At 39.8% G+C, this 24,147-nt stretch carries 21 protein-coding genes; 5 read left to right on the plus strand and 16 right to left on the minus strand.

Going from position 1 to position 24,147, the window contains the following annotated elements:
• Positions 1-39 precede the first annotated feature (39 nt).
• The gene (locus tag F952_RS02495; protein ID WP_004921698.1) at positions 40-1,668 is read right to left on the minus strand and encodes an inorganic phosphate transporter; all 1,629 of its coding nucleotides are present in this window, start codon (positions 1,666-1,668) and stop codon (positions 40-42) included.
• Positions 1,669-2,107: 439 nt separating this feature from the next.
• On the opposite strand from F952_RS02495, the gene metH reads away from it, so the two are divergent.
• On the plus strand, positions 2,108-5,794 hold the full coding sequence (gene metH / locus F952_RS02500; RefSeq protein WP_004921699.1) for a methionine synthase: 3,687 nt from the start codon (positions 2,108-2,110) through the stop codon (positions 5,792-5,794).
• Positions 5,795-5,834: 40 nt separating this feature from the next.
• Here metH and F952_RS02505 read toward each other — a convergent pair whose 3' ends face one another.
• Together F952_RS02505 and F952_RS02510 are read right to left on the minus strand one after the other, a co-directional pair.
• The gene (locus tag F952_RS02505; protein WP_004921702.1) at positions 5,835-6,128 is read right to left on the minus strand and encodes a cold shock domain-containing protein; all 294 of its coding nucleotides are present in this window, start codon (positions 6,126-6,128) and stop codon (positions 5,835-5,837) included.
• Between the two features lie 389 nt (positions 6,129-6,517).
• Entirely contained in the window at positions 6,518-7,750 is a 1,233-nt protein-coding gene (locus F952_RS02510; protein WP_004921706.1) for an MFS transporter, read from the minus strand.
• A 92-nt stretch (positions 7,751-7,842) separates the two neighbouring features.
• On the opposite strand from F952_RS02510, the gene F952_RS02515 reads away from it, so the two are divergent.
• Positions 7,843-8,616 carry an AraC family transcriptional regulator gene (locus tag F952_RS02515; RefSeq protein WP_004921709.1) on the plus strand — a complete coding sequence of 258 codons (774 nt, stop codon included), beginning with the start codon at positions 7,843-7,845 and terminating at the stop codon, positions 8,614-8,616.
• 34 nt (positions 8,617-8,650) lie between these two features.
• On the opposite strand, the gene F952_RS02520 is transcribed toward F952_RS02515, so the two are convergent.
• The 3 genes from F952_RS02520 to F952_RS02530 all read right to left on the minus strand — a co-directional run bounded on the left by F952_RS02520 (position 8,651) and on the right by F952_RS02530 (position 11,410).
• A complete protein-coding gene (locus tag F952_RS02520; RefSeq protein WP_004921713.1) occupies positions 8,651-9,916 on the minus strand; it encodes a glutaminase in 1,266 nt (421 codons plus the stop codon).
• Between the two features lie 160 nt (positions 9,917-10,076).
• Positions 10,077-10,559, minus strand: a complete 483-nt coding sequence (gene def / locus F952_RS02525) for a peptide deformylase (protein WP_004921717.1) — start codon at positions 10,557-10,559, stop codon at positions 10,077-10,079.
• The gene (locus F952_RS02530; protein WP_004921719.1) at positions 10,559-11,410 is read right to left on the minus strand and encodes a Cof-type HAD-IIB family hydrolase; all 852 of its coding nucleotides are present in this window, start codon (positions 11,408-11,410) and stop codon (positions 10,559-10,561) included. The genes def and F952_RS02530 overlap by 1 nt, the downstream gene beginning before the upstream one ends.
• A 201-nt stretch (positions 11,411-11,611) precedes the next feature.
• Here F952_RS02530 and F952_RS02535 point away from each other — a divergent pair, with 201 nt between their 5' ends.
• Together F952_RS02535 and F952_RS02540 are read left to right on the plus strand one after the other, a co-directional pair.
• Complete coding sequence (locus F952_RS02535; protein ID WP_004921723.1) at positions 11,612-11,815, plus strand: hypothetical protein; 204 nt, start codon at positions 11,612-11,614, stop codon at positions 11,813-11,815.
• Positions 11,816-11,920: 105 nt separating this feature from the next.
• Complete coding sequence (locus tag F952_RS02540; protein ID WP_004921725.1) at positions 11,921-13,216, plus strand: MFS transporter; 1,296 nt, start codon at positions 11,921-11,923, stop codon at positions 13,214-13,216.
• 40 nt (positions 13,217-13,256) lie between these two features.
• Here the strand turns inward: F952_RS02540 and F952_RS02545 are convergent, their stop codons facing one another.
• From F952_RS02545 to F952_RS02585, 9 genes are all read right to left on the minus strand, one after another.
• Positions 13,257-13,853: an alpha/beta hydrolase gene (locus tag F952_RS02545; RefSeq protein ID WP_004921727.1), complete on the minus strand. Its 597-nt coding sequence runs from the start codon at positions 13,851-13,853 to the stop codon at positions 13,257-13,259.
• Positions 13,854-13,911: 58 nt separating this feature from the next.
• Positions 13,912-14,184: a hypothetical protein gene (locus F952_RS02550; protein ID WP_004921730.1), complete on the minus strand. Its 273-nt coding sequence runs from the start codon at positions 14,182-14,184 to the stop codon at positions 13,912-13,914.
• A complete protein-coding gene (pnuC, locus tag F952_RS02555; protein WP_004921733.1) occupies positions 14,184-14,759 on the minus strand; it encodes a nicotinamide riboside transporter PnuC in 576 nt (191 codons plus the stop codon). The genes F952_RS02550 and pnuC overlap by 1 nt, the downstream gene beginning before the upstream one ends.
• Before the next feature lie 83 nt (positions 14,760-14,842).
• Positions 14,843-15,979 carry an acyltransferase family protein gene (locus tag F952_RS02560; protein ID WP_004921735.1) on the minus strand — a complete coding sequence of 379 codons (1,137 nt, stop codon included), beginning with the start codon at positions 15,977-15,979 and terminating at the stop codon, positions 14,843-14,845.
• Positions 15,980-16,160: 181 nt separating this feature from the next.
• Positions 16,161-16,574, minus strand: a complete 414-nt coding sequence (pgaD, locus tag F952_RS02565; protein ID WP_004921738.1) for a poly-beta-1,6-N-acetyl-D-glucosamine biosynthesis protein PgaD — start codon at positions 16,572-16,574, stop codon at positions 16,161-16,163.
• Between the two features lie 23 nt (positions 16,575-16,597).
• On the minus strand, positions 16,598-17,866 hold the full coding sequence (gene pgaC, locus F952_RS02570; RefSeq protein WP_004921742.1) for a poly-beta-1,6-N-acetyl-D-glucosamine synthase: 1,269 nt from the start codon (positions 17,864-17,866) through the stop codon (positions 16,598-16,600).
• Between the two features lie 12 nt (positions 17,867-17,878).
• Entirely contained in the window at positions 17,879-19,954 is a 2,076-nt protein-coding gene (pgaB, locus tag F952_RS02575; protein ID WP_004921745.1) for a poly-beta-1,6-N-acetyl-D-glucosamine N-deacetylase PgaB, read from the minus strand.
• A 377-nt stretch (positions 19,955-20,331) separates the two neighbouring features.
• Complete coding sequence (locus F952_RS02580) at positions 20,332-20,667, minus strand: FKBP-type peptidyl-prolyl cis-trans isomerase (protein ID WP_004921748.1); 336 nt, start codon at positions 20,665-20,667, stop codon at positions 20,332-20,334.
• A 49-nt stretch (positions 20,668-20,716) separates the two neighbouring features.
• Positions 20,717-21,247, minus strand: coding sequence for a YaeQ family protein (locus F952_RS02585; RefSeq protein ID WP_004921751.1), 531 nt, complete (start codon positions 21,245-21,247; stop codon positions 20,717-20,719).
• Positions 21,248-21,453: 206 nt separating this feature from the next.
• Here F952_RS02585 and dctA point away from each other — a divergent pair, with 206 nt between their 5' ends.
• Entirely contained in the window at positions 21,454-22,725 is a 1,272-nt protein-coding gene (gene dctA / locus F952_RS02590) for a C4-dicarboxylate transporter DctA (RefSeq protein ID WP_004921754.1), read from the plus strand.
• 4 nt (positions 22,726-22,729) lie between these two features.
• Here the strand turns inward: dctA and F952_RS02595 are convergent, their stop codons facing one another.
• The gene (locus F952_RS02595; RefSeq protein WP_004921756.1) at positions 22,730-23,740 is read right to left on the minus strand and encodes a CobW family GTP-binding protein; all 1,011 of its coding nucleotides are present in this window, start codon (positions 23,738-23,740) and stop codon (positions 22,730-22,732) included.
• Positions 23,741-24,147: the final 407 nt, after the last annotated feature.

Consider the following 24,147-nt stretch of genomic DNA (forward strand, 5'->3'; position numbering starts at 1 on the left):
AAAGGCCACTCTTTAGTGGCCTCTTCTGCATTTTCAAATTTAATTTACAAACTGTAAAAATAACCAATATAAGCCACCTGACAAACAGATCGTGGCTGGCAAGGTAAAAATCCATGCCGAAATAATGGTTTTAACTGTATTAAAGTTTAGACCTGATTTATTGGCAACCATGGTACCAGCAACTGCACTATTTAATACATGCGTCGTTGATACTGGCATGCCCAAACCATCGGCAGCAGCAATGGTACTCATTGCAACTAATTCAGCAGACATTCCCTGACCGTAAGTCATATGGTTTTTACCAATACGCTCACCTACAGTCACCACAATACGCTTCCAGCCCACCATGGTGCCAAGACCTAAAGCTAATGCTACAGCAACCTTCACCCAGTTTGGAATGTATTGTAAGAAACCATCCAGATTACTACGGTATTCTTTTACAACACCTTCTTGTTGAGGTGTCATTGCTGGAAGCGCTTCAGCTTTATCCAGACGTTTAAAAGTGGTTGTACTTAAATACATATCATTGCGGATTTCACTCACTGCAACTTCTGGAATATCTTTTAAATCACCATACGTTGCAACGCGCTGACCAAGATGATCTGTAATACTTGCCAAAGCAGGAACAACTTCTGGCGTTTGCTGTTTGGTCTGAATATATTTGGTCAGAATTTCACGCGCTTTTTCATCTTTCATCTCAGCCTGATTTGCATGCAAAACGATTGCAGTTTCGCTCGAAAGTTGCTCAAAAGACTTTAAATATTGTGCATCAAGATTTTTATTCAATGAATACGCGAGTGGTACCAATCCAATCAAAATGAGCATGATCAGACCCATACCCTTTTGGCCGTCATTAGAACCGTGAGCAAAACTTACACCAGTACAGGTAAAAATCAGAATCGCACGAATGATGGGTGGCGGCGGTTTATTGCCTTCAGGTGGCTGAAAAAGTTCAAGTTGACGTCTAAAAACTTTCTTGACCAAAAGGAATAAGACTGCTGCAAAAGCAAAACCAATTAAAGGAGAAAATAATAATGCTTTACCCACTTTAATGACTTGATCCATATCGATGCCACTGCTTCCAGAAGATGCATTCAAAATATGGTTCATGATACCTACACCCAAAATTGAACCAATCAGGGTGTGAGAACTTGAAGCTGGAATACCAAGAAACCATGTTCCTAAGTTCCAGATAATCGCGGCAATTAAAAGTGCAAAAACCATGGCAAAGCCAGCGCCACTACTGACATTCATAATCAGTTCGACGGGCAATAATGCAATGATTCCGTATGCTACGGCGCCGCTAGCCACCATAACACCCAGAAAATTACAGAAACCTGCCCACATCACGGCTACAGGTGCAGGCAATGCATTGGTATAAATCACCGTTGCAACGGCATTTGCTGTGTCATGAAAGCCATTAACAAACTCAAAACCTAATGCAATCAATAATGCAGTAGAAAGTAAAATAACAGAGTATAAATTTAAAGGCGGTACGTGCGCCAAATCAGCATTCACCTGAAATCCAATGTAAATCAGGGTTGCAATAATAATTGTAAAAAACACCGGCATAAAAAATTTCGGTGTAGGTACATGTACATTCGTCGATTTTGCAAGGGAAGGTTCCACAAGCTTTGAATCCGAAACAGGGGGTAGATTTGAATTCATGCAGACGGTTCAAGAGGATTAATAAAATCCCCTTATTCTTAAATTAAATTATGACAATTATATGACAAACAGCCCTTTTATGAAGTCAATTTTTATCCATTTGACTTCATTTTTCTATTTACCATGCTTGCCTCACACTCAAATTAATATTTTTTATACAATAAAAACATAATCTTAAATCAAAACCACCCTTTTTATTAAAAGTATTTTTGAAACTGTCATAATTGTTGAAAAAAATGACAATTGTTTCATTTGCGACATTTACATTTTCATTTTGAAAGCTGAATATGTCATTTTGATGAAATTTCAATCATCTTTTTTAAATCATCTTTAATCCTGTACAATTAAACATGTATACCTCGTTCATGTTTAAATGAGCAGCAAAATAGCGAGTTTCTGTTACAATAACGCGCATTTTTCAAATTCGCCAGGATTATCTATGTCCACGCTCACCACCCTTAAAGCGCTTCTCGCCGAACGCATTTTAATCATTGACGGTGCGATGGGCACCATGATTCAACGCCACAAATTAGAAGAAGACGATTATCGTGGTGAGCGTTTTGCAGATTGGGCATCAGACTTAAAAGGCAATAATGATCTGTTGGTGTTAACACAGCCACAGATTATCCAAGGCATTCATGAAGCCTATTTAGACGCTGGCGCCGATATTATCGAAACTAACAGCTTTAACGGCACCCGCGTTTCAATGTCGGACTATCACATGGAAGATCTGGTACCCGAGATTAACCGTGAAGCTGCGCGTTTGGCTCGTGCGGCATGTGACAAATACTCTACACCAGATAAACCACGTTTTGTTGCAGGTGTACTTGGGCCAACTTCACGTACTTGTTCGATTTCACCGAATGTAAATGACCCAGCGTTCCGAAACATTACCTTTGACGAATTAAAAGAAAACTATATCGAAGCCACCCATGCCCTGATTGAAGGTGGGGCAGATATTCTATTAATCGAAACTGTATTTGATACCCTAAACTGCAAAGCGGCGATTTTTGCAGTTAAAGAAGTCTTTAAGCAGCTTGGTCATGAACTACCATTGATGATCTCAGGAACGATTACTGATGCATCAGGTCGTACTTTAACAGGGCAAACAGCAGAAGCATTCTGGAACTCTGTGCGTCATGGCGATTTGCTCTCGATTGGTTTTAACTGTGCTTTGGGTGCAGATGCCATGCGTCCGCACGTCAAAACCATTAGCGATGTGGCAGATACTTTTGTTTCAGCCCATCCAAACGCAGGTTTACCCAATGCCTTTGGCGAATATGATGAAACCCCAGAACAGACCGCCGCATTTTTAAAAGAATTTGCGATGAGTGGTTTGATCAATATCACAGGTGGTTGCTGTGGTACCACACCAGATCATATTCGCGCCATCTATAATGCAGTCAAAGACATTCAGCCACGTCAGATTCCTGAAACAAAACCCGCTTGCCGTCTGAGTGGTTTAGAACCGTTTAATATTTACGATGATTCATTATTCGTGAATGTTGGTGAACGTACCAACGTGACGGGTTCAAAAAAATTCTTGCGTTTAATCCGTGAAGAAAAATTTGCCGAAGCCCTGGAAGTTGCACAGCAACAAGTGGAAGCTGGTGCGCAAATCATCGACATCAATATGGATGAAGGCATGCTCGATTCGCAAAATGCGATGGTGCATTTCTTGAATCTGGTTGCTTCTGAACCTGATATTTCTCGTGTACCCATCATGATTGACTCATCGAAATGGGAAATTATTGAAGCGGGCTTGAAATGTGTACAAGGTAAGCCTGTTGTTAACTCAATTTCCTTAAAAGAAGGCTATGACGAGTTTGTTGAAAAAGCACGTTTGTGTCGCCAATACGGTGCTGCGATTATCGTCATGGCATTTGATGAAACTGGTCAGGCCGATACCGCTGCACGTAAGCGTGAAATCTGTAAGCGCTCTTATGATGTTTTGGTGAATGAAGTCGGCTTCCCTGCTGAAGATATTATTTTTGACCCGAACGTGTTTGCCGTGGCAACAGGGATCGAAGAACATAATAACTATGGTGTTGATTTTATTGAGGCGACGGGCTGGATCAAACAGAACTTACCGCATGCGATGATTTCAGGTGGTGTATCGAACGTTTCGTTCTCATTCCGTGGTAATGAGCCTGTGCGTGAAGCGATTCACTCGGTATTCCTTTATCATGCCATCAAACAAGGTATGACCATGGGGATCGTGAATGCTGGACAAATGGCAATTTATGACGATATTCCAAAAGAACTCAAAGATGCGGTTGAAGATGTTGTTCTAAACCAAAACCAAGGTGAATCAGGTCAAAACGCCACAGAGAAATTGCTTGAAGTTGCAGAAAAGTTCCGTGGTCATAGTGGCGCACAACGCGAAGCTGAAAACCTTGAATGGCGTAATGAATCAGTTGAAAAACGTCTTGAATATGCGTTGGTCAAAGGCATCACTACTTATATCGATGAAGATACCGAAGAAGCCCGTTTAAAAGCTAAACGTCCACTTGATGTGATTGAAGGTGCATTAATGGATGGCATGAACGTGGTGGGCGACCTGTTCGGTTCAGGTAAAATGTTCCTGCCGCAAGTGGTGAAATCTGCACGTGTGATGAAGCAAGCCGTGGCATGGCTGAACCCGTACATCGAAGCTGAAAAAACAGGAAGCCAGTCTAAAGGTAAAGTATTGATGGCAACTGTAAAAGGTGACGTACACGATATTGGTAAAAATATCGTGGGTGTGGTCTTGGGTTGTAATGGTTATGACATCGTTGACCTTGGCGTGATGGTGCCTGCGGAAAAAATCTTGCAAACCGCAATTGATGAGAAATGTGACATCATTGGCCTGTCTGGTCTAATTACGCCTAGCCTAGATGAGATGGTGTTTGTTGCCAAAGAAATGCAGCGTAAAGGCTTTAATATTCCGCTATTGATTGGTGGTGCTACCACATCGAAAGCACATACTGCTGTAAAAATTGATCCTCAGTACCAAAATGATGCAGTCATTTATGTGGCCGATGCTTCGCGTGCTGTAGGGGTTGCAACCACGCTATTGTCGAAAGAAATGCGCGGTAATTTTATTGCCGAGCATCGTGCTGAATATGCCAAAATTCGTGAGCGTTTAGCCAATAAGCAACCTAAAGCAGCCAAACTGAGCTATCAAGAAGCCGTTAAAAATGGCTTTAATATCGACTGGAATGCTTACGTTCCACCAAAGCCAAATCTGCTGGGTGAGCAAGTCATTACCAACTACCCACTTGAGAAACTGGTTCCATATTTTGACTGGACACCATTTTTTATCTCGTGGAGTTTGACAGGTAAATTTCCAAAAATTCTGACCGATGAAATCGTGGGTGAAGCAGCAACAGATTTATATAATCAAGCTCAGGCGATGCTGAAAGACATTATTGAAAATAAACGCTTTGATGCTCGTGCTGTATTTGCGTTATACCCTGCCAAACGCACTGGAGATGACACGGTTTCTGTCTACGACATGCAAGGCAATATCACGCATACTTTTGAACATTTGCGTCAGCAATCTGACAAAGTCACAGGCAAGCCAAATTTATCTTTAGCGGACTTTATTAGCACCTCTCAAGAGCATACCGATTATCTTGGTGGTTTTACTGTATCGATCTTTGGTGCAGAAGAACTGGCAAATGAATATAAAGCCAAAGGCGATGATTATTCTGCAATTCTGGTTCAGTCATTAGGTGACCGTTTTGCCGAAGCCTTTGCCGAACATTTGCATGAGTTGATTCGTAAGGACTATTGGGGTTATCAACCTGATGAAGCCTTGGATAATGAAGCCTTGATCAAAGAGAAGTATGTCGGGATTCGCCCTGCACCTGGTTATCCAGCTTGTCCAGAACATTCTGAAAAAGCAGTGCTGTTTGACTGGCTAGGTTCAACTGACAAAATTGGTACTTTCCTTACTAGCAGTTTTGCTATGTGGCCACCATCCAGTGTCAGCGGCTTTTATTACAGCTTGCCGCAATCCGAATACTTTAATGTGGGTAAGATTTCTCAAGATCAGCTTGAGGATTATGCGAAACGTAAAGGCTGGACAATGGATGAAGCGAAGCGTTGGTTAGCACCGAATTTGGATGATTCGATAAGCTAAACAAAAAAATCCCTCTTTCAAGAGGGATTTTTTAGGTCATTTATTTTTTAAAATTTGAGAGTAAGGCAGACGTAATCGAAGTATTATTTTCTACTGCTCTTGATTTTTTGGCTTTTGCAGACTGATCAACGACACGCTGGATTTTAACTGCTTTAAACTTACCGTTATTTTCAACCACCATAAATTTTACGCGCTCATTGCGCTTTGGCTCACCCTCTTCAAGGGGAAAGTCTGAAATATGAAAAAAAACATCTTGCTCTAAGCCCCCAATAAATCCAAATCCCTTTGTGGCATCATATTGCTTGATTTTTCCTTGGTAAAATTCAGATTTCATAGTGACTACCTAGTTTGTTACATAATTTCTGGATTATACATTAATCTTATTCAATACTGGAAAATAGCAATCAACAGGCTTGTCTGGGCCATTGCTTTTAGGGATTCTATAAATTCTGTACAGAGAACATTGCAAGACCAAGCAGGCTTATGTAGAAGCAAAGATGCTTATCAAAAGTATTGGATTAAAACTCAAATAGTACAAGAGAAATAAATTTTGACTATCTACAAGCATTGTTCGGGATTTTAGACCTGTGTATTCAGAGATCTTAACTGTTTATTAAAGATATTATGGTCAAGTTTGAATTGAACCAAGCAGGCTCACGTCCTGTCTCATTGATGCCCAAATATGATTTAGTCAAAATGGGCATCAATTTATATTTATTCGACTTATAGCTTGGATACAGCTCTGTTTTTAGGTAGAAAAACTGCTGCCACACCTAACAATGGCAAAAATGAACACAACTTGAATACCCATTCAATTCCATTAATATCTGCCAAATAACCCAGTCCTGCCGCAGCAATCCCACTCACACCGAACATTAAGCCAAACATTAAACCTGAAATCATTCCCACACGTCCTGGCACAGCCTCTTGTGCATACACCACCATAGCAGCAAATGCAGATGATAAAACTAAGCCTGCAATGATCGAAAGTACTGTGGTCCAGAATAAGTCAGCATAAGGCATCAGCAAGGCAAATGGTGCCATCCCGACAAAAGATACCCAAATGACAGCTTTTCGTCCGATTTTGTCACCGATTGGTCCACCTGCAAAGGTTCCTACCGCAACTGCGGCTAAAAACGCAAACAGATGTAATTGTGCAGTGGCCAAACTGACATGAAATTTATGAATGAGATAAAAGGTAAAGTAATTACTAATACTGGCAATATAGGTAAATTTGGCAAACATCAAAACACATATTGTGCCTATAGCCATGATCAATTCACGGCCATGCAGCTTGTGCATTCCAACACTGATTTTTGAGGCCATTTGAGTTTTGGCATGCTCAATCGACCATTGACTTACTTTAGATAAAATCCAGATCGCAAGTAAGCTAAATGCCACCAGCCAAGCCACAGCGTGCTGACCAAAAGGCACAATAATTAAAGCCGCCAGTAAAGGTCCAATAGCCGTTCCAGTATTTCCACCGACCTGAAATGTCGATTGAGCTGTACCAAAACGTCCACCTGAAGCGAGACGGGCAACTCGTGAAGCTTCAGGATGAAATGTTGCAGAACCCACGCCAATTAATGCAGAGGCAAGCAGCAGAACCATAAAGCTTGGTGAAAATGCCAATAACAGAACACCGCATAGCGTGACGGCTGCCCCAATAGGAAGCAGGTAAGGTTTAGGATATTTATCTGTATACAGTCCGATCCACGGTTGTAGCAATGAACCTGTAATTTGATAGACAAAGGAAATGAGTCCAACCTGGGCAAAGCTTAAAGCAAAATTTGCTTTGAGCATTGGATAAATCGCAGGTAATACGGCTTGTATCAGATCATTAAGCAAATGTGCAATCGCAACTGCACCTACAATCTGGATAATCATTTTCTGCGGTTGACTAGATGAATTTCGCTCATCTCCGATTTTGTCTTTCAACTGTATTGAAGACGTCATCCTCAAACTCCAATATTTCTAATGAAACATCATTGTAAAATGTCTATTATGCAGTTATCTTCCAATAATCATTGTGAAAGTGACACTTTATCATGCCAATTTCAACAAAACAGTCTGAACTCATCATAGGTCTATCTTCAGAACATCGCTATAAAGAAATTACTTATGCGCATGCTCACTTGAGAGCACAATTACTTTATGCCTCTCAAGGCAGCATTCAGGTCTTTACACCAGATCAGGTCTGGATTTTACCTCCCATGTGCGCACTCTGGATTCCACCGCGGGTCGAACACAGCGTTATTTCACTCAGTCAGGTTAAACTCAATACTGCGCTAGTCGAGGAAAATGCGGCAAAGTCGATGGGGGAACATTGCTTCTTGATTCGGGTGAGCAATTTGCTTCATGAATTATTAATTCGTTTTAATGAACTGGATGAGCTTAAAGACCATCCAGATGATCGTTCGAGACAACTTTCCCATGCTTTACAAATCATTGTATTTGATGAGATTAAACGAGCTAACTCACTCCCTGTACAGATTCCATGGCCTAAGGATCATCGCCTGATTAAAATATGTGAAACGCTGTTGCGATCACCTCATCATGTATATGACCTGAACACATGGGCAGATGAAATCAATACCAGCTCGCGTACCCTCATGCGCATGTTTCAAAGAGAAACTGGGCTTTCTTATCGTGCATGGCTTCAGCAGATGCATATTGCGCTCGCTTTAAAGCAACTCTCTGATGATCAAACCATTGGTCAGATTTCTGAATCTTTGGGTTACACCAGTGCCAGTGCATTTAGTGCGATGTTTAAACGTCATATGGGCATTACTCCTCAGCAGTTTAAGCAATATAAAAAATAATCTGTACCTGACTATACGATCAACATAGGTCAGACTATTTTTCTAACAGTTCATCCATATTCTGATACACATGTAGTACTCGATCTTTGTGAGTACGCGCCTGTTCTAGCCGTTGCTCAGGATCAACGAGAAGCACGCTATGACCATCATCAATCAAACGATCAACACCTTCTAAAAACATACGTTTACCCACATCATGAATCAATGAAATCTGGGTTAAGTCAATGACGATTGTACTTTCATCCACTGCTTCACCCTGAAATATACGTAATAACATTTCTGCTTCGGTAAATTTTAAAACCCCACGGAGTACATAAATACTAGTCGAGGCATTTTTTCCTGTCCGATAATGACTTTGTACAATAGTTTGTGCAGAAGGCGTTCCTTCCATCAAATGTAATCCCATATCTCGAGACAAGCGCTCCATCATCTCGATCCCGCGTACACTATTACCATGTTCATCGAGTCGAGGTGAAAACGCGGCAATACTGACCTGCCCTGGCAACACGCCTAAAATCCCACCTGCGACACCACTTTTGGCAGGAATACCCACAGTGGTAAGCCAATCGCCAGCGGCATCATACATACCACAACTCATCATGACACTTAAAACTTGACGTACCACATCACGGTTCAATAGTCGTTTACCTGTGGTGGCATCAATACCACCATTGGCTAGAATACTGCCCATTTTTACCAAATCTTTAACAGTCACTAGAATTGAGCACTGACGTATATATCCATTGACGATATCTACAGGATCGGTTTCCAAAATTCCAACGGTTCTGAGCATATAGCCGATAGAAAGATTACGGTATGCTGTTTTGATTTCAGAGGCATATACCGCTTCATCGAAACATAACTCACGTCCTGCGAGCTCACTCATAAAACGACGTATTATTTCAGCACTTTCAAGCTGATCTTTAATAGGAATAAGTGAGTGCGTGGTTATCGCACCAGAGTTAATCATGGGATTTTTAGGGCGTTTATCATGACCTAAAGAAATTTCATTGAAAGCTTCCCCAGAAGGTTCAACACCCACCTTATCAAGAACTTCATCCAGCCCTAGCTGTTGCAACACATATGCGTAAGTAAATGGCTTTGACATCGATTGAATGGTAAATTCAATATCCTCATCACCAACCGCATAAATTTGCCCATCAACCGTTGACATGGCCAGCGCGACTTGGTCGGGATTGGCATGGGCAAGCTCAGGAATATAATCGGCTAGTTTACCCGTCTGATTGTTTTCACACTGATCAATGACATGAGCCAGATATTCAGGAACGGGCGTTTGCATAAGGCTAAACCTTCAATTTTTCGAGTTTATTTTAATTTTGATGGTACAGCGAATTTATAATACTAAAATCAGGTCTTTTGTAATATAGCGATTTGTTTTACTACTTTAGTTCTCTAAACAACACATTGGGCAAACTCTCTAAGCAAAAAAACCAGACAGATTAAATCAATCTGTCGACAAATAGTACGCCATTGAGATGATCAATTTCATGTTGCACAATACGTGCAGGAAAGCCATGAAAGCGCTGTTCAATCAACTGGCCTTGTAAGCTAAAATAACGAACATCTATACTTTGTGCACGCTCAACCTGACCACGCTGATCTGGTACGCTCAAACAGCCCTCCTCTCCAAGCTCTTTTTCAAAAGAAAAATGCGTAATCTCGGGATTAATCATCACCACAGGTTGCATTTCAGGTGCATCGGGATAACGTGGATTGGGACGCGATGCCACAATCATGATTCTTTTGGAAACATATATTTGTGGCGCAGCAATCCCTACTCCATTTCGCTCAAGCATGGTGGCTTGCATTGCCTTTACCAGTTGTTGCAACCACTCACTGTCAAATTCCTGCTCAGACACAGGCGCAGCGTTAAGCTTTAAAATCTCTTCGCCGCGCTTTGCAACCGTTAATACAGTGCTCATTAAGACATCACCTCAGGTTCAGACACTAAACTGTGTGAAAAGCCTTTCGATTGTAAAACCAGATCAATAATATCCAGAACACCTTCTTGCTCATTGCTTTTGGCGTGGTACTTTGCAACTTGCTTTAGTGCTGGCACTGCATTGCTCATGGCAAACCCATAACCCGCTTTCTGAATCATTTCGATATCATTATTATTATCACCAATGGTCAGCATATCTTCATCCGCAATTCCCCACCTTTCTTGTAGGAATGCAAGTCCATAGGCTTTGTGCTTGTTCGGTTGAATCAAGTCAATAAAACCAAAACCACTTGATACCGCTTTGGTGAGACGGTTTTTGACATAATCTTGCTGTTTTAAATACTGCTCCATTGCTTCAAAGTCATGTTCAACAGTGGTAAGGGTGACTTTACAAATTGGCTCTTTGACATCAAGTAGCGAATCGACCTGTTTGATGCTTTTAAAATAGATATTCAGTTTAGCAAGTGTTTTTGCTGTCACATCTGATCGGACATACGCGCAGGATTTAGCACATAAAATCACACTACTTCCATACTTAGCTTCGAGATCAGACACCATATGCTTTAATACTTCTGGCGCATAGGCGCTGTAATGAATTTCCTCATTCTCAGCTGTGACATAAGCACCATTTTCCGCGACGAATGCAATTTCATCGGTAATTTCGGGAAAATAAGCTTGAAGGGTATAAAGCGGATTGCCACTTGCTGCAACGAATTTTATTCCGCGTTGTTTAAGCTGCGCATATTGTTTTAAAAATCGCGCTTTATTGTATTTCTTCTCTGAATTTAAAAACGTTCCATCCATATCGACTGCGATAAGTTTTACTGGCATTTATACCTCATAGTAAGTTGTAGAAAAATTAACTTTTACTTCATTATCCTATCAGTACATCACAGTTTTATGAAAGCGATCACATTATTTTTTACTTATTTTTTTACTTTTGATGATTTAAATACATCTTTCACGCTTTATTCATTTAAATTTCAGGTTTGATCGATAGGCTGCATACAAATAGGCTTAATTTTAATCGAAATGACAGCAACTCCCTTATTACTCGGTTTGATCTTTAGTTGTATTGGCTTAGGCTATTTTATCTATGGTAAAAAACAACAACGTAGTATTCCGCTCGTATGTGGTTTAAGTTTAATGATTTTTCCCTATTTTGTTGAAAATACGCTATGGATGACAGTTATCGGTATCGTTTTATCTGTCCTGCCCTATTTTATCCGATTATAGCTATTCAATATGGCGTGGCCTACCGTAAATAGAATGAATCAATTTACTTTTAATTTAAAATTCTATTAATATCAAACACACTTTTTTAATGATTATTTATACAGCATGGATGCCGTCCCTCAGCTTTCCGCACAAGATAAACGTACTCTTGCACTTTCATCATTAGGCGGAGCATTAGAATTTTACGACTTTGTCATCTATGTTTTTTACGCCAAAATTATTTCAGACTTATTTTTTCCAAGTACTTTAAGTCCCTTTTGGGCGATGCTCAATACATATGGCATTTTTGCAGCAGGATATTTTTTTCGTCCACTGGGTGGCATCGTCATGGCACATTTTGGCGATCTGGTTGGACGCAAACGACTATTTTCACTTTCAATTTTATTGATGTCATTGCCCACACTTATGATTGGGATTTTGCCCACCTTTGAAACCATCGGTTATGCTGCTCCCCTGCTTTTGCTGATGATGCGGATCATTCAGGGTATTGCGATTGGCGGTGAGATTCCTGCTGCATGGACCTTTGTGTCTGAGCATGTTCCTGAGTCACGTATTGGAATTGCCAATGGACTATTAACCGCAGGCTTATCTTTAGGAATTCTGCTGGGCGCACTCATGTCGCTGTTAATCTCTGTTCAATTTACTGAACCTGACATACATGCCTGGGCATGGCGTATTGCTTTTGTGGCAGGTGGTATTTTTGGTCTATTTGCGCTTTATTTAAGAAGCTATCTGAAAGAAACTCCTGTATTTAAAACCATGCAAGCACGCAAACAATTGTCAAAAGAACTGCCAGTGCAACAGGTTGTTATGCATCATCGTTCGGCTGTTGTGATTGGAATGCTATTTACCTGGTTTCTCACTGGATGCGTCGTGGTGATTATTCTGGCAATGCCGAATTTATTAATTGGTACTTTTGGCTACGAACGTGCGCTTACCTTTAAAATGCAAAGTGCAGCAATTCTGATGCAAATGCTCGGGTGTATATTGGCAGGTACACTGGCAGACAGATTTGGCTGTGCCAGAGTTATGATGGCTGGTGCGACAACACTTGCCGTCACTGCTGGGATTTTTTATCAAAGCCTTGAGCATGCAAGTCATAGCACTGTCTTTATTTTATATATGTTGCTTGGATTATGCTCGGGAACAGTAGGTATGGTGTCATGCAGTATGGTTAAAATGTTTCCTGCCCCTATTCGCTTTTCTGGCATTTCTTTTTCTTATAATGTGTCTTATGCGATTGTGGGTGGTATGACTCTGCCTTTAATTCAGATTCTGAGCCAATACAGCAAAATTGGCGCCATGTATTATATTTTTGCGCTGGCTATTATGGCTGTATGTACAGCCTTTGTGTTTAAAACAAAATTTGAGACCGCACAAAAATATTCAGTAGATACATAAATAAAAAGCGCGTATTTTTAAAGAGTACGCGCTTTTTATTTTAAAGTGCCTGAAGAAACTCCAAGCCCTTTTTAAGTTCGAGCTCATTTACAGAGTGGCCTAAGCCTGTGTAGGTTTCTAGCTGCACATCAAAACCTGCCTCGTTTAAAGTATGATAAGCCTCTCGGCCTTCCTCGACTGCAATCACTGCATCCGCCTCTCCATGCATCAGGCTAATTTTAGTCGTGCGCACATCCGACTCGACTGGCGAAGCCAAGCGTCCAGAGAAACCGATACATCCTGCTACCGACCAGCGCCCAGACACAATCGCATCCAGACACATGATCGTGCCTTGTGAAAATCCACAAAAGATTAACTGGCTTAAGTCACCTTGAAACTTATGCTCTTGCAAAGTTCTTAAAATGGTTTGATCGAAATACTCACGTGCATCCACAATGCGTTCATAGCGGTTTTGCGGGGTAATTCCAGTGAGGCTAAACCACTCAAATACCTCATGACTATGCATAAACGGAAAAGGTGCATTTGGATAAGCAATATCAAGCCCATCAATCTGACGCTGCCAATATTGTGCAATTGGTAATAGATCTACACCATTACTGCCTACACCATGAAACATGATTAGTAATTTATCGCTCATTGCATGTATTCCAACTTTATACCTTCGCCTATATTAGCGTGTATAACAAAATACAAAGTTATAGATTGATATCAATCTTGTTATGCCCTTGTCTGATCTCGATGATGAGCTTTTTCTGTTTAAATTGAATGAGGATATAAAACTCATCTGCTCCATCATCCAGCCCTGAAACTGACCATTCGGTGCCTTGTGGGAACTCATTTAACCAATCTGCTTTATAGAGATCCGATACAGAATCAAAATCAAGATAACGTTCAGGGTGCTGCTGAATTTTAAGCGCAAGCTGGTCAAAACAGTTTGCTTTATATTGGTCCAGACTAAGTAGGTTCATCAGATCAACCCTGATCGCTGCTTACGTTTCACCTGTTCCCATTGCCACCAACCAAATGCTGCCATTACCACAAACGCTGCGTATAATCCTGCGGTTAAATATAAATCTTTATAAATAAACATACCCACATAGACAATATCCACAAATACCCACAACACCCAAGTGGCAATATGTTTACGACTTGTCCAATAAGTTGCAAGTAGGCTGAATGCAGCCAGTTGCGAATCCAGCATCGGTACTGCGGCATCGGTAAAATGTTTTAGGCTTAATCCAAAAATTAAACCGCCAAGCGCCGCAAGCAACATCTGTATGATGACCGTTTTGGCAGGAATGGCGACGATACGAATCTCATGCTCAGTCTGCTTACCTTTGAGCCAGTAATAAAACCCGTAAAAATTAATAATGATGAAAAAACCCTGCAATATGGTTTCACCATACAGTTTGAAACTAAAAAATAGATAGCCGTAAAGAATAAATGCCAGAAAATTAAATCCCCAACACCACATATTACGTTTGATCGTGAGTGCGACCCCAATAACACTGATGATTACGGCAAAAATTTCAAGTGGCGACATAATGACAATTCAAGCATAAAGAGGAAAGGAAGTGACGCAGATCCGTAACACCATAATCTATTTTGCATATATTCAAAGTCCCGTTACATCCCCACCATGTATTTTGAAAGCTGATTGCTTACATAAATAGCAAAGCGGTCTATATAACGACTATATACATCTGAACAGGCTAAAATTGCCAATAGGCAGATGAGTGATGCCAGAATCACAGCACTATCATAATTCAAACCATAGGCGATGAATAAATTAAATACAGGCAAACAAATCAGATACAGGATCATCAGGTGCAATAAATAAATTGAGAAAGATAATTTTCCCAAATAAACAAACACTGGACGATCAAGCGCTTTGGATAATAAAGGGCTCATTAAGATGCTATAAACAATCAAAAAACCTGAAATAAAATTACAATAATCGTAGGTTTTATTATCTAACACCTTGAAAATCCAGTGGTATGCCATACTAGTATTATGCGCACCCGCCAAATAAAGCCCCAGAGTAAGCATCAAAATTGCAATTATGCCAGATGGAATCACGCGTCCATAAAGAAAAATGAGCGAACCTAGTATGAAGCTGATTAAACCCAGATATAAATCCTGACTTGCAAACAGATGAAATGAAAAAGGGAACAGAAAAATGAGCACAAAGAAAATGAACGAGTTAAAACTACGGATATACAATAAAAAAAATAAAAGGAATGATCCAAACAATTCGACCTGCATGGTCCATAACACCCAGTTAACACTGGACTCGGCAAAAAGAAAAGAACCTAAAGTGCCTTCATAAATTGCCTGGGATAGTGTCGAGTCCTGATGAGCGAGTACCTGAAGCCAGTACTGAGCTTGTGAGCTATTAAAATCTGTGAAATACAGCGCAGCCCACAGCAGAATACAGGAAAGGAAAGCAGGAATCGCCAAACGTGGATAACGCTTGACGAGCATTGATTTAATCTTTTGTCTGGGTTGGCGGCTGTTACAGATCACATAAGATAAAATAAAGCCACTGAGCACAAAAAATACATAAACTGCTGCAGTACCTGAATACCAAAAAGCAAATGGAGAATGATGAATAAAGTAAATTAATGCATTTTGTGGTTGATCATGATCTTCAAAATGATGCAAATACGGATAAAAGCTTAAACTTAAATGTGAAAAAACCACAGCCAGACATGCCAACCCTCGGATACTTTCGACAGCATTTAATTTGTTTGATTTATCCATATCATCCACTGCATCTTTTTAAACATATCCAATATTCTGTACAAACCAGTTTTACAAATAGTTTGAATTCCCTTTCATTTGATTCCAAATGGAGGCCATGAAACAGCCATAATATAAATGCCAGCTTACAGAAGCAAACTGGCATTCATAACATCATGAGTTGATTAAAATTTACGCTCTATCATTCGATATGAGTAATGCGTCCATTTTCGTCATGATGAACAATAGCAACTTTTTGAGTACGTCCAAGCTGAATTTGCTGCTGGTTTAACTCAAAATAACCCGCATAGTCATTTAAGTCTTTTTGTTTGATCTTTTTAACACTTTTAGCAGGAATATAGTTACTCCAAAGTAATAGTGAAACTGAACAGATGATTAACGCTGTAATCCCATGCTCAAGACCAAGGCTCATCGCGCTAAATACACGATGCACCAAATGTGTTTTTTGTAACTCAACCAATAGCCATACCAATAGGAAAGGACGCCACAATAACAGCCACCCGCCCCACATCATGGCAGTCGTTGTCATTGAAACATAACGTTTATGCCAAGGTAATTGGCGACGCAAATCGATAATCAAATCATGTGACTTCATGAACATCTACTCAGCAAATATGCTTAATCTTGAATACGAATACCACGGTCAGGGCTCACCCAACGCGCACGTTTTTCTTTACCACGCAGCAGAACTTTTGGAAAAGCCATGATTGTCGCTGTGATGGTAATTAACCAAAACACAAACGGATACCAGATCATCCAGTAATAGTTTTTACCGAGGTTTGGTTCATAACGGCTATCCATCCATTTACTCATTGCAAATTGGATCAGACAGGTAGCACCCAACAAAATTCCACTACCGTAAGGTAAAAACGGTGAACTGATTCCTGAAAGCTGCCCAAGTGGGAACACAAAATGTATCAACCACAATACAGCCATGATCAACATCAAATATGACCATACCAATGTCAGGCATAATTCAAACATTAACGGCCATAAAAAATTTAACTTTGGCTTAAGGAAAACATCCAGATTTTTAATTAAAACCTGTGCCCCACCCATCGCCCAGCGTAAACGCTGTTTCCATAAACCTTGGAAGGTTTCAGGCATCAAAATCCAGACCAGAGCATTTGGCTCAAAGCGGATATCCCAGCCAGCACGTTGTAATTTCCAGGTAATATCAATATCTTCGGTAAGCATGTTCGGTGACCAATAGTTCACCTCATGCACAGCACTTTTACGAAACGCCGTAATGACACCAGAAACCGTAAACAAACGCCCAAAAGTACGCTGTGCACGTTTAATCATACCCACAATCGATGAAAACTCACCTACCTGAATACGACCAATCAAAGTCGAACGGGTACGAATACGTGGGTTACCCGTCACAGCCGCAACGGTATGATCTTCTTGAAAATGTCTGATCATCCATTTTGCAGCGTGTGAGTCGAGTAAAGCATCACCATCAATACCAATTAAAAATTCTGCTTCAGTTAACAGACTGCCTGCTTGAAGCGCCATTGCCTTACCCTGATTCTGAGCAAGATGAACCACACGCAGTTTTTCATACTTTTCAGCCAGACGATTGAGTACGTCTGCGGTGTTATCCGAACTCCCGTCATTAATGGCAATTACCTCAAAATTTGGGTAATCCAGCCCCAGTGCATGGGTAATGGTTTCCTCGGCATTATCCCCTTCATTAAAACAAGGGACAAGCACAGCGACCATTGGATATGATTCAAGTGGTGCTGGCTCTTTGTATGGAGGATCTTTGCGCTCTTTCCAGTAAAATATAAGCGCACCCATCATCCATAAATAGGACATAAACAGCGGGTAATAAAACACGAAGTTTAGCGCTGTTTGCCACAAATGATGTAAAGTGGTTGACATGGTCAATTCCTGTTACGGGACTAACTTTGAAGGTTTAGTCACAAATACGTCGTGCATGGTTTTGGTATCAGGATGGTCCTTAAATGGATCATCTGGATAATAGCCCACATGCATAGCTCCTTGTTGATACAAAGAGCGAATTGTATCGGCAAGCTCCTGAGACGGAACAGGTTGGTTTGTTCGCCAATTGGTTGCCTGCAATTCAAATACAGTTTTCTTTATTCCATTTGGATACTGTTTGACACGTTTTACAATATCCTGATAGAACTTTGTCGGATCTTCTGCTTGTTCCATGTAAGGCATGGCCATAATAGCAGTGAAATCATAACGTTTTAATGACTGCTCAAGAGACTGGGAATACCAGTTTTCTGCATAAGGAGACAGTGCAACCTGCGCATACAGATTACGTGCGGTCATTAGATACGGTTGATAATAACGAACATCTGAGGCCAACTTCATCGCAAAATTGTCGATAGTCTTAATTTTAAAATCAGTCCATTTAGACAATAAAGCATCATCATTGCGGATTTTTTCGAGGTCTGTTGGCAAGCCCGCTTTTGCATACGCCTTCAGCGCATCTGGACTTGCGTCTTCATAATCAGACAAGGTGGTATCATCGTGGAAGAGTATACCATCAAATGTCGAAGATTTCGCCAAATCTGTGTAAATTCCTTCAATCACTTTACGTGCTTCAGGAGAATATGGACTTAAACGGATATATCCCATATTCAAATGATCGCTTTCTTTTGGCTGTTGAGTCACCACCAATTTTTTTGACGCTAGATTGCTCTTTGGTAGTTCCCAAGCCATAAGTGGCATCCATGCATATACACGGTTGACACTGGTGCGAGTTGCAATTTGCCATGCGACACGGTTAAATAAATCGGCACGCATTGGAATATAACGATTCGGGAAATACACCATATCCGCAGAGCCATTGGCATCAGGATCTGAAAAAGCCTGTAAATATACTGTGTTAACACCCATCTCGCGGATACGATCCAACAAGTGTCCCAAATTACGTTCGATCTGCTCTGGATTTGGATCATAAATATAATCCAGATCGACATGCATAATTTTTTGCGGACGATTATTGTCTGTCAAATTCATTTGACGCGTCAAAATGTCTTGCGCCAGATCATCGGTACTCTCACCTTTACTGACCAAAATACGGCTTAAATGACCTAAAGACTTGGTGACATGATCAGGACCATCATCAAGTGTAATGGTAATTGGCATACCCAATTTTTTGGCAATTCGAACAGTTTCAAGATTGTATCGCCCATACGGCCAAACCATCACACGCGGTGCACGAATTCCATTTGCCTTAAAGGTTTCAATATTCTTCTTCAAATCATCTGAAATACGCTTTTCGTAGGCGTTATCAGATTCATAAGTTTTGGTTTTTTGGTCATAAATACGGGTGGTTGCAGCAGGCTCGGAGTTGCCTTGCGGATTACCCATCACACCATGGTGCAAGTCAAAGCTATGGCTGCCAATTTCGACAATACCACTATCCTGCATTTCCTTAATTTCAGCCCATGTTAATAATTTATTTCGCGCAAGCTTATCGTCACCAAACTGTACCATTTGATTTGGCTTGACATTGAGCCATTTACCGACAACGGCTAAAACAACAGGAATTTTACGTGCTTTTAAAATTGGATAAGCATAGTCATAAAATGATTGATAACCATCGTCGACAGTTAATAAGACGGGTTTAGCTGGAAGTTTTATTTTACCTTCATTGGCCTTAATTAATTGGTCAACACTAATAAAATGATAACCATTTTTAATTAGCCAATCTAAATGTGTTTCAAAACGCTGTGGTGTTACGGCATAATCAGGAATTATCGCTTCTTTTGACGTAATTTCATGATATCCAATAATAGTAAGCGTTGACACATCAATTTTTGGTGCTTCTTCGGCTTCTTCTCCAGTATGCGGATTGGTTACGAGCGGAACTTCCTTCACTGCAGGATTGTCATTGGTCGATGTACCAGTTTCAGCATGTGCACAGCCTAAAGATAAGCTTAAGACTGTGGAAACACTTAATGTGATTAGTTTCAAAGGGAAGCGAGTTAGCATAAAATATCATCTTTTAAAAAAAAGTTGTTTTCTGAAAACTTTTTCAGTTTAAGCAAGATTTTAAGCATGACCTTGATTGAAACTTAAATAAAAGTGTCCAGACTTTTACATAGCATATGTTATACCGAATTAAGCTGAAAAGTTTCTTAAAACTGATAGCCACAATACTTTTATTTTATTAGACCAATGATATTTTTTATAATGCAACTTAATCTTGACTTTTTTATTTAAACATAAATTTTATTAAAATAATTATGTTTGCATTATGTTTTTATAAAATAAGCTTATCAAAATTTAAAATATAAAACTCATTAATATAATCTAAAAATTATAGTGACTATAAAAAAGCCCAGAATGGGCTTTTTTATAATCCTGGTTTAATCACGGGTTTTTACATCAAATAATTCAATTTCAAAAATCAAATTAGAATTTGCAGGAATGATGTTTCCCATCTTGCGCTCACCGTAAGCCAGATGTGCAGGCACGATCAACTTACGTTTTCCGCCTACTTTCATACCTATAATACCCTGATCCCAGCCTTTAATGACTCGTCCAGTACCAATTACACATTCAAAGTAATTACCGCGATCTATAGAAGCATCAAATTTAGTGCCATCTTCGAGCCATCCTGTGTAGTGCGTTGTAATTAAAGCACCTTTTACCGCTTCTTTACCTTCACCTACTTTTAAATCAATAATCTGTAATTCTTGCATAGCATGTCTACCTTTAATATAAATTCTGTCTATTTAAACCATGTTGTACTTAATGCAATTTTGTCCATGAAACATCAACCTGTTCATGATCATTCAATAAAGTCCACTCGCCATCCATCACATTTAACTGTAACTGCATAGTACGTTCACATAGCTTTTCTAGTTGTGAGGTCGTTTCTGGCGCCAACTGCCAAACTTCCACATTACTTAATGTTTTGACTTTATTATTTCTTTTCCACCATTCATCAACCTGTTGCCCATAGGTCACCACCACGACATGCTTACAACGAGCACTGGCTTTCTTAAGTTTATCTTCTGATGGCTGACCTAATTCAATCCATTGTTCTAACTGGCCTGTAAGATCTTTTTGCCATAATGCGGGTTCATCTGTTTCGAATAGATCTTTCGTGAATTGTAGATTTTCATCTGCAAAACGAGCAAACGCTAAAATACGCACCATCAAACGTTCAATTGTTTCAGACGGGTGCAAAGCCAGAGTCAATTGATAGTCTGCATAATGATGACTATCCATATTGGCAATATTTAGATCTGCTTTATAGATGGTTGCTTTAAGCGCCATAACAATAGGGTCCTCTTGAATGGCGCATAGAATACTCGATTTTCAATCTTGAAGTATATCGGGTTGATGATTTGATAAAGCATTGCCTAGCTCGACAATGAGCATTTTGTTTCTGACTGAGATTGATTAGATTTATTCACTATCATCAAAAGTTGGCTAGGTTTTTGCACTGGTCTGACCAGTCTTATTTGTTTGATGAATTGAATATGTGGCAGAAATTAAAGTCAAACCTGTTTCTCCAAGTGATTATCGCCTTAATTGTTGGGATGATCATAGGTATCAGCTTTCATGATTTTTCTTTAAATTTAAAGCCTTTAGGTGATGGCTTTATTTCTCTCATTAAAATGTTGATTGCACCCATCGTTTTTTGTGTTGTAGTTCTTGGAATTTATGGTGCAAATGATATTAAAAAAATGGGTAAAGTTGGTGCAAAAACCATTCTCTATTTTGAAGCAGTCACTTCAATTGCACTTATTTTGGGCATTGCAATTGCGTATATATTCAAACCAGGTGTAGGAATGAATATTGACATTAGCAAACTCGATGGTAAGGACTTAACCACATATACCGATCGTGCTCATGAGATGAGTACGGGTTCAGACTTTATTTTACATATCATTCCTAAGACTTTGGTGAGTGCATTTGCCAATGGCGATATTTTACAAGTTCTGCTCATTGCAATTTTGTTTGGCGTCGCCATGCTGCTGGTCCCCAAACATCTTGCTGAAATTGTCCGCCAAGCACTGGAAGCATTTTCAGAAATTTTCTTCAAAATGATGGGAATGATCATTCGTCTTGCACCACTCGGTGTTTTAGGCTCGGTGGCTTATACCACCGCCAAATTTGGTGCGGATTCATTAATTCAACTGGGTTATCTGGTTTTACTTTTCTACATCACCTGTATTGTATTTGTGGTGGTCATTTTAGGTGGCATCCTGAAAATGGCAGGACTGAATATCTTTAAATTTCTGAACTATTTTAAAGATGAATTGTCAATTGTACTGGGTACGGCCTCTTCTGATTCTGTGCTTCCACAAGTCATGAAAAAACTCAAACAGTTAGGTATTAAGGATTCAACCGTAGGTCTGGTCATCCCGACAGGTTATTCATTTAATCTGGATGGTTTTTCAATCTATTTAACCTTAGGTGTTATTTTTATTGCCCAAGCCTGCAATATTGATTTATCCATGCATAATCTTTTGATGATTCTTCTAGTTTCTTTGGTGACTTCAAAAGGTGCGCATGGAATTCCAGGTTCTGCTTTGGTAATTCTTGCTGCAACGTTATCAGTCATTCCAAGCCTACCTGCAATTGGTTTAGTCCTTTTACTCTCTGTAGACTGGTTTATTGGGATTGTGAGAGCGTGTACAAACCTCATTGGTAATTGTGTTGCCACGGTAGTGATTGCACATTGGGAAAAGGACATTGACCATGCCCAAGCACGTGCCGTACTTGAGCATAAATCATCAGTCAACTAAACACTTAAGTATTCTGCTCATCTAGCCGACATGCCATTAACTGTTTCTCAAAATCAAGCCAGTTGCCTAACTGGCTTGTAATAATTTCAATTCGACTATCCGTATTGGCCTGTCCTGTTTTGTAATTAAACTGTTCGGGATTAAAATTAAATATCATCCAGCCCTGACTGGTATTAAAAATCGCTTTGATTCTGAGCCAGTTGGATTGATTGCATAACAACTCAAATAACGAGTCAAAATCAAAAATCCAGCGACGTGGCATTTTCCAGCCTGCTACATGATAACCTTGCGAACTTTCAACATAGTGATATGGAAGCTGTTTGATCTCTGGTATTGGTTCTTGTGCTGAAACGAATGTTTTCTGTTGCATAAGTAACGGCTGTAAGATTCTAGAGGTGACAAGATGAGGATGATCAATAGCGTCTAAGGCTAATTCACCATTTGCCGTTTTAAACCAAGATTGTGAATAGGCTTGATATTCTTCCTGTAATTTTTCTAACGCCTTTTCATCTGTACCACTCATTTGATCACCATGCGACACCACCACTATCTGTGCTGCTTTTAACTGATCTTCATATAAGTTTTGCTGAACCCATGCCTCTTCATGCAAACGGCTCCCATCCAGCACAGTAATCAATGCACGCATATTCAAACTACTTTGCCAATGAGGTTCAGTCAGTTGCTCCACCAATTGGGCAGGATGCCCTAAACCTGTAGGTTCAATAAAAAGTCGATCTGGTTGAGTCTCGGTAAGTAATCGGGCCAATGCAATATGTAAAGGCAGTTGACTGCTACAGCATAAACAACCGCCCAACAATTCCTTGACTTGATAACCTTGTTGCTGAGGTAAAAGTTGCTGATCGATACCAATCTGGCCAAACTCATTCATCAGTACAGCCCAGACTTCATTTTCTGGCTTCTGACTCAGTAAGTGCTGTAGCAGCGTCGTTTTACCTGCGCCTAGAAATCCAGAAATAATATGTGTGGGAACAGTCTGAGGAATGAGCAGTTTCACATGCAATCCATAGGCAATAAAAATAATGATTTTACCTAAGTATCTCTTAAATTCGAGCTGAATTAATGCAAGAATTCCTTAGACATGAATTTTTTCGATTCTGTGAGTAATCGCACAGTTATCAAATTTATGTGAAAGGTAGCAAGAAATTGATTAATAAAATTAATAAATATTCATTAAATAAAAGAAAATCCCAATGATTGAATCGCTCTCATTTACAGTCTGTTGTTTTTTTAAGTAAAGATTTAGATTAAAAAATAACCAAAATGAAATATCTCAAAACATTTAATTAAGTCATTTTTTGTATTTACTTACACGGGTTATACATAAGCTTCATCTATGTAAATAGAGTGTTAATCTGAATGTTTCACTTTGTTGGAACAATTGTCAGATCAATTTTTGGCTTT

The organism is Acinetobacter baylyi DSM 14961 = CIP 107474, assembly GCF_000368685.1.
Lineage (GTDB): Bacteria > Pseudomonadota > Gammaproteobacteria > Pseudomonadales > Moraxellaceae > Acinetobacter > Acinetobacter baylyi.